General features: G+C 69.8%; 7 protein-coding genes and 1 tRNA gene. 2 read left to right on the top strand and 6 right to left on the bottom strand.

Annotated elements, in window-relative coordinates; genetic code table 11:
- Positions 1-62 precede the first annotated feature (62 nt).
- Positions 63-2,687, bottom strand: coding sequence for a helix-turn-helix transcriptional regulator (locus LY40_RS13655; RefSeq protein WP_258937065.1), 2,625 nt, complete (start codon positions 2,685-2,687; stop codon positions 63-65).
- Between the two features lie 160 nt (positions 2,688-2,847).
- Between LY40_RS13655 and LY40_RS13650 the strand changes: the two genes are divergently transcribed.
- Positions 2,848-3,714: an alpha/beta hydrolase family protein gene (locus LY40_RS13650; protein ID WP_258937064.1), complete on the top strand. Its 867-nt coding sequence runs from the start codon at positions 2,848-2,850 to the stop codon at positions 3,712-3,714.
- A gap of 496 nt (positions 3,715-4,210) precedes the next feature.
- On the opposite strand, the gene LY40_RS13645 is transcribed toward LY40_RS13650, so the two are convergent.
- A tRNA-Thr gene (locus tag LY40_RS13645) sits at positions 4,211-4,284 on the bottom strand.
- 132 nt (positions 4,285-4,416) lie between these two features.
- Here LY40_RS13645 and LY40_RS13640 point away from each other — a divergent pair.
- On the top strand, positions 4,417-6,081 hold the full coding sequence (locus LY40_RS13640; RefSeq protein WP_258937063.1) for a hypothetical protein: 1,665 nt from the start codon (positions 4,417-4,419) through the stop codon (positions 6,079-6,081).
- Positions 6,082-6,771: 690 nt separating this feature from the next.
- Here the strand turns inward: LY40_RS13640 and LY40_RS26530 are convergent.
- The 4 genes from LY40_RS26530 to LY40_RS13625 all read right to left on the bottom strand — a co-directional run bounded on the left by LY40_RS26530 (position 6,772) and on the right by LY40_RS13625 (position 12,414).
- Positions 6,772-7,227 (bottom strand): bacteriocin fulvocin C-related protein, encoded by a 456-nt coding sequence (locus LY40_RS26530; protein WP_372508576.1) that lies wholly within the window; start codon positions 7,225-7,227, stop codon positions 6,772-6,774.
- 833 nt (positions 7,228-8,060) lie between these two features.
- Positions 8,061-9,254: a DNA polymerase III subunit delta' gene (locus LY40_RS13635; protein WP_183785324.1), complete on the bottom strand. Its 1,194-nt coding sequence runs from the start codon at positions 9,252-9,254 to the stop codon at positions 8,061-8,063.
- The gene (locus tag LY40_RS13630) at positions 9,248-11,416 is read right to left on the bottom strand and encodes a bifunctional MFS transporter/dTMP kinase (RefSeq protein WP_258937210.1); all 2,169 of its coding nucleotides are present in this window, start codon (positions 11,414-11,416) and stop codon (positions 9,248-9,250) included. Before LY40_RS13630 ends, LY40_RS13635 begins: the two co-directional genes overlap by 7 nt.
- Positions 11,417-11,832: 416 nt before the next feature.
- A complete protein-coding gene (locus tag LY40_RS13625; RefSeq protein ID WP_258937062.1) occupies positions 11,833-12,414 on the bottom strand; it encodes a hypothetical protein in 582 nt (193 codons plus the stop codon).
- Positions 12,415-12,774 lie beyond the last annotated feature (360 nt).

The raw sequence follows: 12,774 nt of genomic DNA, 5'->3' as shown, positions 1-12,774 counted from the left end.
TCCAGCCGCGCTGACCTCCAGCCGTGCGGCACGGCCGGACGCGACACCGGTCCGCGTCCTGCTCACTCGTGGCGGGGCGAGGGCCCGGACGCCGCGGCGACGAGTTCCACCCGCGAGCGCACACCGAGCCTGACAAAGATGTTGCGCAGGTGGTGCTCGACGGTGCGCCGGGAGATCGCGAGCCGTTCCGCGATCTCCCGGTTCGTCCGTCCATCCGCGACCAACCGGACGATGCGTTCCTGTTGTGGTGTCAGGTCTTCGCCCGTCGAGGGAGCGGCCTCCTCGGCACGGTCGCCTGCGGCGCGCAGCTCGTCGCGGATCTGCGCCGCCCAGTAGTCGGCTCCCGCGTCGTCGGCGAGGCGGAAGGCGTCCCGCAGCACCGACCGTGCCTCGCGATTGCGCCGCTGTCGCCGCAGTGCCCTGGCGTAGGCCAGCTCGGTGCGGGCGAGCTCGAGCGTCATGCCGCCGGAGCGCTGGAGTTCGACGGCGTCGCGGAACTGCGCCTCCGCCGTGGCCGGGTCGGCTGCGAGCAACGCCCGGCAGCGGTGGGCGAGCGCGAGCCACACGCCGGTCCCCGTCGACTCCGCCCACGCCTCGTACCGTTCGAGCGCCCGCCGCGCGCTATCGGACTCCCCGCACCGGATCGCGGATTCGACGAGCTGCGGGATCGCCGCGACCTGCACCGTCGACCGGCCCGTCCCGGGGACGAACAGGGTGTTCAACCGCCGGAACGCGTCGGCGGGTCGGTCGTCGAGCAGGTCGGCACACCCGCGCACCCAGTCGGCGAGCGCAGCCGCACGGCGGAGTCCGACACGGTCGATCCGGGCCTGCGCCGACGCCACCCGCGCCAGTGCCGCGTCGCGGTCGCCGAGCGAGACGTAGGCCAGGCCAGCGAGCACCTCGTGCTCGGCCGCCGTGTTGCGCTGCCCGCTCGCCGCGGCCAGGGCGACACCTTCTGCGCTCGCCTCCACCGCGGCGTGCGGGCGGTCGAGCAGCGCCGACGTGAGCGAGAACTGGTACAGCGCCGTGGGCAGAAGGGTCGGGTTGTCGCCGCCTCGGGCGCGGGCGACCGCCGCGGCGGCCCGGTCGTGCGCCAGCCCCGGACGGCCGAGGGTCATGGCCGCCTCCGCCGCGCACAGGGCCCCGCGGACGTCGTCGCCCGCCTCCTCGAGCACCCGCCGCAACGCCGCGGCACCGGCCGCGTGGTCACGCGTGAACATCGCGGCGATGCCCGCGAGATGCGTCGCCACCAGTGTTTCCGTCTCCGCGGCCCGTCTCGCCGTTTCGGCGTAGCCGCAGCCGTCGGCGGCGGTGCGGCGCGCTTCGGCCGCGAGCAGGAACGCATCGGCCGCCTCGTCGACGGGCAGGCTCTGCGCGGCGAGCATGAGCTGGTGCGCCGCGACCTCGGGAGCACCGTCCCTGAGTTCGATCTCCCCCGCGGCGACGAGGATCCGGCCCGCCAACGGGCCGGATGGTGCGTGCTCGCGGGCATGCCACAACAACCTGCGCGCCGGTCCGACTCGTCCCTCGGCCCAGTACCGGCACGCGGCACGTCGCAGCCGTTCCGCCTTCTCGGCTCCGGGAGGAGTGAGCCGTGCGGCCCGATGCCAGGCGAGCGCGGCCGTGTCGGGGTTGTCGTCGGCCGCCGCCGCGAGCCGGTCGGCCACGTCGGTGCGGCCGTCGGCGCAGGCCCGGTGCCATTCCCACGCCGCGCGGTGCCGCTGCGGGTCGAGGGACGCGGCGAGCGCCGCGTGCGCCTCCCTCCGCTCGGCGTCGGACACCGCGGCGTGCACGGTGGCGCCGACGGCCGGGCTGACCGCGCGGACGCCGTCGGTCGTCGTCCGCACCAGCCCGCAGCGCTGCACCTCGGCGAGCACGGGGTCGTCGGCGGACACGGGGCCGTCGGAGGACATGCCGGTGGCGCCGAACGGCTCGGACGGCTCGGCGCACGCGGCCCGCAGCACGAGCGCCCGCGCCGCCTCGGACAGGCCCCGAAAGGTACGCACCACCGCATCCCGGCCACGGCCTCCCGCGGGCAGCTCGCGCGGTGGCGGCTGCCTGCCCGCGGCCTGCCCCGCGGTGAGGGATTCGGCGAGTTCCAGCAGGTCGGACGGGTTTCCGCCGGCGGTCTCGACCAACTCGGCGGCAACGGGTGCGGCGATCCGCCCCGGCACGAGGCGCAGCGCCTCGTCGTCGGTCAGCGGCGGCAGCCTTTCGACGTCGAGGCCGGCCAGCCGGTCGGCCTCCGGTGCCTCCGGCGGCACCGTGAACACCACCGCGACCGGGCCTCGCGCGCATCTGCGTGCCATGAACGCCAGGACGTCGAGGGATTCGACGTCGAGCAGGTGGGCGTCGTCGACGAGGCACAGCACGGATCCGCCCGCCGCCAGTCGCTCGTACAGCGTCGTGGCGTGCCCTGCGACGTCGCCGACCGCTCCGGGCGCGATGCCCGCGGCAGCGCACAGCCGCTGCAGGCCGGCCCACGGCAGCTCGGACTCGGCAGCGAAGCCGGTGACCGTCGCGGTCCGCACCGGCCCGTCCGTCGGCACGGTCTCCACCAGCGTGGTCCTGCCCATGCCGCGGACGCCGGCGAGCACGAGCGCGCCACCGCGTCCCGCGCCCACGTCGTCGTGGAGTGCCGCGAGGCGTGCTCGGACGTCGTCCCTGCCCACGATCACTGCGGCCATAGCCCTCCGCCCTGGAAAGGCAGTCGATTCGACGTCCGGAAGATCCGCTGTCGGTGACTTTCTCACACACCCCCGGTGATTACACCGATGCGCAGCGGTGCGGTGCGAGGTGAGAGTGATCGGGCCAGAAGCCGGATCAACCGGAATTCGAGGAGGAACAGTGCGACGAACGAGAGTGACGACACTCCTGTCGGCGGCCGCGCTTGCGCTCGCGACCGCCTTCGTCGGCCCTGCCGGGCAGGCGGCCCACGCTGCGGGGACGTATCAGCACGGCCCGGATCCGACGGAGGGCAGCATCGAGGCTCCGCGGGGGCCGTTCGATGTCGCGGAGGACCGCGTTTCGAGCCTGGTGTCCGGGTTCGGCGGCGGGACGATCTACTACCCGACCGCGACCGACGAGGGCACGTTCGCGGCGATCGCGATCTCCCCCGGCTACACGGCGAGCCAGTCGAGCATCGCCTGGCTCGGGCCGCGACTGGCTTCGCAGGGTTTCGTCGTGTTCACGATCGACACGAACAGTCGTTACGACCAGCCCGGCAGTCGCGGCGACCAGCTGGTCGCCGCGCTGGACCACCTCACGCAGGACAGCGACGTGGCCGACCGCGTCGACCCGGAGCGGCTCGGCGTGGCCGGGCATTCGATGGGTGGCGGCGGCACGCTCGAGGCCGCCCTGGAGAACTCGGACATCGACGCGGCCGTGCCGTTCGCGCCGTGGCACACCAGGAAGGACTTCTCGGGACTGTCGACGCCGACGTTCATCATCGGCGGTGAGTCCGATTCGGTCGCACCGGTGCGGCGCCACTCGGAGCCGTTCTACGAGTCGATCCCCGACAGCACCGACAAGGCGTACATGGAGTTGGAGCGCGCCAACCACTTCTTCCCCAACTCGCCCGACACGACGACGGCGAAGTACACGCTGTCGTGGTTCAAGCTGTTCCTCGACGAGGACGAGCGCTACGCGCAGTTCCTGTGCCCGGCGCCCGATGACTCGGACATCGGCGAGTACCGCGACACCTGCCCGTACTGATCGTGGGTGACGGCGCGGGGCTTTCCGTTCGGCGGAAGGTCCCGCGTCTTCGGGTTCAGACCTCGCCGAACGTCCACCGTGTGTCGCCGGGAGTGGTACCGAGGTGCGGCGACCGGACCCCGCCTGCCGCACCCCATCCAGGCAACCACCCACGCACGCAACCGGCGATGCGAAGCGAGCGACCGCCGAGCAACCCACCCCCTGAAACCTGCACCCCCAACTTCGGGCAACCACCCACTCGCGGCAACCGGCGATGCGAAGCGAGCCCACCCGACGCAACCACCCCACGAACCCCCGCACAGCCCCCGGCATACGCACCCCGAGGTTCCCCGAACGACACCGAAGGTGCCGGAGGCTGCCCAACCAAGGCGACCACGACGATGGGGGTCCGGGGGACGCCCCGGGCGGGGTCTGGGGGCCACGCCCCCAGAAGACACTGCGATGCCCGAACACAGCGAAGGCGCCCCACGCGACGAGCATGGGGCGCCTTCGGGCGAGCCGCCTAGGGGAATCGAACCCCTGACCTACGCATTACGAGTGCGTCGCTCTGGCCGTCTGAGCTAAGGCGGCGTGGACGTGATGTCCTTGTGCGTAAGACTATACCGGACGCTCATGCGTCACCAACGCCCCCCTGGCTCGTTACAGGATCAAACAGGCATAGCCACCCCGACCGGCTTCACCTGCACTGGAGGACCCACCACTATGCGCCGACGACTGGCCCGCTCGGCAGCGCTGCCGCTGGCGGCCGCCATGGTCGTCCTGGCCGCCGGACCTGCGGCCGGACAGACGATCCCGACCACTCCTGTTCCCCCGCCCGCCGATCCGGATGCGCCGCCGGCGTCGGGGCCGACCAAGACGAAGGCCAAGGCCATCGGGGAGGCGGGCACGGCGCTCGGCATGGTGCGGTTGTTGCCGCAGGCGGTGCCGACGGACGCGATCCTGCCGGGTGCGGAGGAGGATCTGCCGAAGCAGTCCGCGTTGGAGGGCGGTTTCGGGTTGTCCAACGCGCAGGTCGATTCGGAGGCGTATCTGACGTACGAACGGTCGATCGCGTCGGCGGCGCCGGCGGGGGTGGCCATCGGTGGCAATTCGCCGATGCCGCCGGGGTCGGTGACTCAGACCGCGCTGCCGGACAACGAGAAGCCGGTGTCGACGGGCATCAACGCCCCGGACAATCCGTTGGTCAACCTGAGCGCGCTGAACGGTTCGGCGCATGCGCGGTGGAGCGAGGAGCTGGGGCCGTGTGTCGGCACGATGGCTGACGCGTCGACGTCGACGGCCAGTGCGTCGCTGGTGAACTCGATCCCGACCATGCCGGATCTGGGGCAGCTCAACGGCTCGGATTCGGGCGCCGAGGAGGCGCTGAGCAAGTTGGGGTCGTTCGCCGATCTCGGTGGCATGCTGTCGGGCCAGCGCACGAACGACGCCAAGCCGGCAGCGGACGGCAAGGGGTCGCTGGTCAGCGCGCCGAACACGCTGTCGACCCGGTCCACGGTGCGGCTGGTCGATATGCCGGGCACCGATCGCAAGGCCGTGGAGTCGACGTCGACCATGCAGGTGGCCGACATCAACATCCTGAAGGGCACGCCGCTCGGGCTGACGGTGAAGGTCGCGAGCCAGCCGACACTGCGGGTGTTGTCGACGGGCAAGGCGGAGACGTCGAAGGTCGAGTACAAGGCGCCGGTGCTGACGATCGAGCGGAACGGCGAGGAGCTGTTCACCCTGGACGCGGCGAACCCCACGGCCGACATCCCGGTCGGTGTGCCGACGGAGGGCATGAAGAAGCTGCCCGGGTACGAGCAGGTCAAGGACGCACCCGTGGTCGGCGATCTCGCCCAGACGATGAACGACGGGGTGAAGGCCCTGAACGACACCGCGGCCAAGAAGGTCCTGGACCTGGGTGTGCTGCGGCTGAGCATCGCCGAGCTGACGAAGCGTGGCAGTGAGCAGGCCGAGCCGTTCAAGGGGTATCAGCAGGGCGCGTCGGCGCGGCTGCTGGACCTGCAGATCCTGCCGACGCAGAAGTTGAAGAGCCTGCTTCCCGGCGATGCGGCGGAGAAGCTGCCGTCGTCGTTGGCGCAGGTGTCGCTGGGTGAGCAGATCGCGCGCGCGTTCGCTCCGACAGGCGGCGTCGACTGCAGCAAGCCCGAGCCGGCTGCCCCGCCGGAGGGTGGCGGCGCCGCCCCGCCCGCGGGTCCGGACAAGCTGGCGCAGACGAGCGGTGCGTACGCGTCGGTGCCGATCTTCTGGACGGGTACGGCGATGCTGCTGATCGGCGCGGTCCTGGTGGCCGTGTCCCCGGGCCGCCGGGGTGGATCGGCAGCGGCGGCGGCTCCGCCGAAGCCCTCCCCTCGCCCGAGGGAGTGAGCCCCTCGGAGTGGGAACGGTCGACGCCCCGTAGCGCCCCGAGGGCACCGTGGGGCGTCGTCGTTTCGACACAACCTCCGTGCGGGTGGTGGGCGTTGCCACCGCGGTTGTGGCCGAGGCCAGGGAGCATCCATCCGGTCGAGGTCGGGCTTGTCGACAGGAGTCCGTTACGCCGTGCTGGACAAGTTAGTTGGTACAAGGCTTGATCGGCTGATCCTGCAGCCGCCCACCTGCGACGCAAATGGGGACCTATGACCTGCCGAGCCCGGTCGACCGTGGGAAAGCTGGGTCGAGGCTTCGTGCGCTCTCCGACGCCAGATGCTTACCGTCGGCCACCGGGCTCGGACAGGTGACACCGTTGATGGTGATGGGTGACCCCGTTGGCCACCGCGTCCCAGCCGGTTCTTTCGCCTCGTGGGCCGCAGCGCCGCAAGCTGATGATGGTGCACGACGATAAGGCCTTACAACAGCCACGACCATCGCCGAAGGTTACGAGACATGAGTAATCCGGCCCCGGCTGGCGCGTAAGGATATCGAGCCCAAGGAGCGCCTCGACTGACACCTGTAAGGCATCGAACCTTCCATGGCTTGCTGACCGCCTACCACCGCCGCCGACGCTGGTCTACAAACGCCGAACCGACACCTTCACGGCCGTCATCGCCTGCTCCAAACGACTCAAATGAGACATACTTAGGGACATTTACAGAGCCCATTGCACTCTTTCACCCAGAGACTTCCGCACCCGCTCGTGGACGTAGTGCAGCCACCGCCGGTGCATTTCTGATTCGGACAGCCGCTACACCAATCATCGGCAGTATTACACGCACAATCCACAGCGAGAGGAAGTTGATGCAGGTTCGTGGACTCATTACCACCGAGCGTGCGTAGAATTTCTTGCGCCTCAATCTCTCCAAACGCAGCAACAACTCGACCTTCGAGGGTTTTAACCTTTTGCTTGGCTATACTGTTCCCCGCATCCTGAAATATAGACCCATCAGAAGCAACGTCTACAATTTCCCCCAAGACCTCAACTTGGTGACCGGAAAGGTTAACTCGAGTTGACCTAAGGTGTGAGATATATTCAACCCAGAGGCTGCTTTTCACTTCCGAAGGAAGGAAATTGAAGATTGCGCGGCGATAAGACATTGGATACTGTACAAAATCTCGCAGTGAACGCGGGAGTCTGTCACGGTTGGCTCTGACCCATTCATGCGTGCTCACACTGGCTGCCGCGCCAGCCGGTAGCGCACCGTTGGCCAAGATCCCCCCTGCAACTGCTACGCCCGCGGCAAACCGGAAGAACTTGGCTCGGCTCACCTCCTGACCGCCTCCAGGTGCCGCGGCTGCAGGAGTTGCGCGTCGCAATTGACCCAACGCGTTTAACACCCGACCGGAAGCACGTACGCCAAGCCGTTTCAGCAACGGAAGTGCAATCGCCCTTCCTGTCCAAGCCCGGACGCTCGAATCGCCTACACAAAGAAGCGTGGGAGCCCACTTCGCGTTTGGTCCCAAGCTATCCCGTCGCCACTTCTTGACCTCTTCACCAGCCAGAGGCAGGACTTCAATCCGCCCTTCAGCTGCTTCGCTCACTAATTTTGAAACCCTTTTACATTCGCCGCACGAGGCATCGAATGCCAGCACCCAACGCACGTCAGTTTCTTTCATTTTCCCCACGATTCCGATCTATACGCGCCATGGCGGCAACACGAATACCCCAGTAGAGTGCGAATACCCCCATGCATGACGCGACCATGCTAATGAATATTGAAGCCCACCCAATCCACCAAACGGGTATATTTGATCACACACTGTGACCAAATCCCCCGGAAACCGTTGAGTCTTACGAGGTTAGGAATTAAATTTCGGAAACTTTCGGTTTTCTGTGCTTCATCAAGCGGCCTTCAGAGACGCATCGCCCGGTGTCCGTGGGGAAGGTAGGCGCCGTGGGAGTCGCCGTTTCGGCCCTGCCTCCGTGTGGATCAGCCCTCGCGGAGGGTGGTGATCATGGCCTCGACTGCGATGCGCGGTTTGACGTTCCAGGTGATCGCTTCGCGGCATTCGAGGACCGCTTCGAGGCGGCGCAGTGTCGACGCCGGCGTCCACTCGCGTGCGGCCTCGCGGCTGTGTTCGGCGAAGTCGGGGTGGTTGAGAATGGCGCCCGCTCCGCTGGAGGTGACGAGCACGTCGCGGTAGAACCCGGCCAGGTCGATCAGCGCCAGGTCGAGCGTGTCCCGCTGGGTTCTGGTGGCCCGCGATTTCTGCCGTTTCTCCAGCTGTTTCACGGCGGCATCGGCGGAACGTTTCGCCGCCGCCACGCCCTTGCCGGTGCCGCCGGAGCCCATGGCGGTGCGCAGCTCCTCGGCTTCGGCCTCGTCGCGTGTCTTGCTCTCGTCGGCGGCGTCGGACTCGGCGGTCTTGATCAGTTCGTCGGCGCACGTGAAGACGTCGCCGGGCCTGCGAAGTCCGAGCGGGATGCGCAGCACCGAGTCGCGCCTGCCACGTGCCGCCTCGTCGGTGGCGAGCCTGCGTGCCCTGCCGACGTGCCCGCCGCACACCGAGGCGGCCCAGCGCGCGGTCGATTCGTCGACACCGTCGCGCTCGGCCAGCACCCGTGCGATGGCGTCCGGCGGCGGCGTGCGCAACGTGACGAGCCTGCACCGCGACCGGATCGTCACGGACACGTCCTCGGGGTGGTCCGACGGCGCGCACAGCAGGAACACCGTGCGGTCCGGCGGTTCCTCCACGGCCTTGAGCAGCGCGTTCGAGGCTCCCTCGGTCAAGCGGTCCGCGTCCTCGATGATCACGACCTGCCATTCACCGGTCGTGGGCCTGCGCGCGGCGGCCTGCACGAGCGCGCGCATCTCCGCAACCGAGATCGACAGCCCTTCGGGGACGACGAGTCGGACATCGGCGTGGGTGCCTGCGACGGCGGTGCGGCAACCGGTACAGCCGCCGCAGCCCGTACCCGTCGAGCACTGCAGCGCGGCGGCGAACGTCCGGGCGGCCACCGACCGGCCCGACCCGGGCGGACCGGTGAACAACCACGCGTGGGTCATCCCGCCGCTCGTGTCGGCCTCACCCGCGACCAGCGCAGCGGCCGCCGACGCGGCGGTCTGCAACGTCTCCACGGCCGGTTCCTGACCGACCACCTGTGACCACACCGAGGTCACGATGCGGTCCCCTGCGTCGCGCGTTCGTCAGCGCCGGTCTCGTCCGCGGCCTGCGCTTCGGCAGCCCCGTCGGTCCCGGCTGCCCCGTCTGTCCGGGCGCGGGGCGAGTCCTGGGACGCGGAGCCGTTCGCGTGGCCGGACTTCCGGCGCCGCGCGCTCAGCCCCGGCACCTTCCCTGCGAGAGCGCACTGGACCGCGGTGTGGATCCGGTCCGCGACGTCGTCGGGGCTGCCGTCCGCGTCCACGACGACGTAGTGCTGCGGGTCCGCCGACGCCATTTCGGTGAGCAGCTGCTGCACCCGCCAATGCTGCGGGCCGGCCGACGTGCCGTCCGCACCGCCCTCGGCGGTCCCCGCCCCCGGGTCGGTGTCGAGCAACACCGCCAGGTCGGGCCGCAGCCGTGCCGTCGCCCAGTCGGCAAGACCCTCCAGCTCGGAGGCGTCGAGCCCGGCCACCGCGGACAGGTGCGCGAGCGGCGAGTCGACGAACCGTTCCATGACGACGACGGCGCCGGAGTCGAGCGCAGGCCGGATGTCGCGTTCCACGATGTCGGCGCGCACCGCCGCGGCCGCAAGCGCTTGCGCACGTGCGCTGGACAGCGATGCTCCTGAGACGATGCCCCGCAGGCGTTCGTCGTCGAGCGCCGGATCGGTGGCGAGTACGACGTCCCGCTCCCCGGTGCGCAGAGCGTCGGCGAGGCGGGCCGCCTGCCTGCCCGTGTCGGTCTCGGTCGTGCCTTCGAGCGCGATGAGCAGGCCGTTCACACGCCGTGGCCGCCTGCGCATGACGTTGCGCAGGTCGGCGAGGATCGGTTCGGTGCGGCGCGAGTCCATCTGCCGGTACGCGACGACGCCGACGAGCGCGGCCAGCAGCCCGCCGCCCAGCAACACGGGCCGCGTGCCGTCGATGATCAGCTCGTTGCCCCACACCGTGATCTTGTGCGGCTGCACCAAGCCGATGAGCACCGGCACGGTCGCGGTCGAACCGAAGATGATGATCTTCAGTAGCGACTGGTAGATGGCGTTGATGCGGCCGCGCATCGAATCGTCGATCTGCGAGCCGATGATCGTCACGCCGGTGAGGAAGCCTGCACCCGCGCACCCACCGACGGCGGCCGCCGCGACGAGCGACACGGCCAGGTGCGGCGACAGCGCCACGACGATCAGCGCCAGGCCCGCCAGCACGATGCCCACGCCGAACAGCCGGTCGTGTGGCAGCCTGCGGGCCAGCTTCGGCACCACCGCCAGACCTGCCGCAGCGCCGACGAAGACCGCCACGAACAGCAGGCCGAACGACGCTTCGCCGCCGCCCAGGCTCAGCGAGTACGGCTTGGCCGCACCGATCACGGCGCCGCCCGCGGCGAACGCGCCCATCATCCCGATCAGCAGGCCGCGGACCAGCTTGGTACGCCGGATGTAGCTGAAGCTCTGCCGCACCATCGCGATGAAGCCGACGTCGGCGTCGTCGCCGCTCGACGCGGTGTCCTGCGCGGCGGTGCTCGCCGGCACGGGGTGAACGTTGCGGAGCGACAGTTCCGGGATGCGGGTCGCGATGAGCAGGGCACTGGCCAGGTACAGCAGCGCGTTGATGAACACGACGGCGTTGGCGACACCGAACTCGCCGAACGCGTCGGGCGAGATCCCGAGCGTCGTCTGCACACCGGTGAGCACCGAGTACAGCCCGGCGCCGCTGACGACCGCGAGCCCGTAGGTCATGAACAGGCCGAGCTGGTTGGCCGTTTCCACCTGATCCGGCCTGCGCAGCAGGTTCGGTACCGCAGCGTCCTTCGACGGGATCCACATCATCGCGGCGGACCCGGCCATGAAGTTGGCGACGAACAGCCAGATCGGTGACCCGACGATCGGGATCGAGAACAGCAGCGCGAACCGTGCGAGGTCGGCGCAGATCATCACCTTGCGGCGGTCGAACCGGTCGGCCAGCAGGCCGCCGAGCGGCGCGAACAGCAACCCTGGCAGCAACTGGGTGAGCACGACCCCGACGAACGCGAAGTTCTGCAGCAGATAGTCGTCGGTGTACTTCGTGACGAGGCCGGTGAGGCCGAGCATCGCGAGCCAGTCGGCCACGCTGCACAGGTACGTCACCGCCCACAGCCGCCGGAACGGCCGGATCCCCAGCACGCTGCGTGCCCGCCGGGTCGTCGACATCTCGTGGTGCGCCGGCGAACCCGCCGCCACGCGCGGCGCACCCTCGGTGTCACCGGGGGCGGTGCCCTGCGCCGTGGAGGCGTCCGCCGACGCGCGGTCACCGCGTGTGTCGGCGTTCTGTGTCCCCCGAGCTGCCTCGCTGATGTGCCCCACCCCACATGACCGGCGCTGCCTGTGCGGCCAGGGTATCGCTGGCCTGCCCGCCCTTGCGGGGTGGACCAGCGAAGACACCGCGCGTAGGCAGTACCCCACCGACGGTGATGCCACACCGGGCGATTCACCAAAATGGGACAGCAGGTCGGGCGCCGGTGGTCAGGCGTGGCCTCGGCGCGCCCCGGGTGGGCCGGTACGCGCCATGACCGGCGCCGAGCCGGTGAATCGGGAGCGGCCGCGACGCCGTCCCCGGCAACGCCCGGTCAGGAGAAGATGCTGCTGACGCTCTCGACGAAGCTGACGACGAACTGGATCGCCACGATCACGAACACGATCAACAGCACGCCGGCCACGATCATGCCGGTCGAGGCGTTCGACGGCTTGCGGACCGTGACGCGCTGGTTCAGCGGCTGCTTCACGGGCTTGGCTTCCGCGGGCCGCTGCGCCTGCTGGGACTGCTGCCCCCTGCGCAACATCGCAGGCAGCAATTGGCCCCGCATCCGCGGCCTCGGGAGTTTGCCGAGCCTGCCCCTGACGCCGTTCGTTCCGGTGCCGGTGGTCTCGGTGCCCGCGGTCTCCTCGTCCCCACCTTCCGAATCGCCGTCCTGCGCGTCGGCGTCCGAGGTGCCGCCGGCGTCCCCGGAACCGGCCTGTTGCGCCTGCTTCGCGTCCTCCTCGGCAAGCGCCGCCGCGGCCTTGTTCCGGATGACCTCCAGATCCGGCACGGTCGACTGTGCGGGAGGAATCATCGAACCGGACCCGTCCGTGGCGGTGTCCGCGTCGGCCAGTGAATCGCTGTAGCCGTGCGCTGACTCCGGAGCCTGGGTGCCGTCTCCGCTGCCCACGCGTCCTCCTCGTACCTGCTTCCGATGCGGGAAACCCGCCATGACATGCCGTCGGCTGTCAGGGTAGCGGTCCCATCACACCGCGCATCCGCCAACAGGACGATGACCCGGCTCACTCACGAGCCGCGGCGACCGCAGCGGGTAGTCCGCCCGAGGTCGACCGTGAGCAGTCGCCCGACCCCGAGAGATCCCGCGTGCGCTGCGCAAACACCCGACGACACGCACCACGGGAGCCGGGCGGAGCCGACCCGGTCCGACGCATGCCCCCGGTCGGCGACATCCGTCGGACCGGTGAACGCCCGTACGGCGGCGCCCCGCCCGCACCGACGACACGGCTCCCGGCGGGTGATCCCACCGGGA

The organism is Prauserella salsuginis, assembly GCF_024648885.1.
Classification (GTDB): Bacteria; Actinomycetota; Actinomycetes; order Mycobacteriales; family Pseudonocardiaceae; genus Prauserella; species Prauserella salsuginis.
The sequence above is the reverse complement of the archived record's forward strand: the minus strand, read 5'-3'. Positions and strand labels throughout refer to the sequence as shown.

Coding starts and splice junctions, on each gene's coding strand:
- LY40_RS13655 (WP_258937065.1), bottom strand. CDS start 2,687: ATGGCCGCAGTGATCGTGGGCAGGGACGACGTCCGAGCACGCCTCGCG.
- LY40_RS13640 (WP_258937063.1), top strand. CDS start 4,417: ATGCGCCGACGACTGGCCCGCTCGGCAGCGCTGCCGCTGGCGGCCGCC.
- LY40_RS26530 (WP_372508576.1), bottom strand. CDS start 7,227: ATGTCTTATCGCCGCGCAATCTTCAATTTCCTTCCTTCGGAAGTGAAA.
- LY40_RS13630 (WP_258937210.1), bottom strand. CDS start 11,416: ATGTCGACGACCCGGCGGGCACGCAGCGTGCTGGGGATCCGGCCGTTC.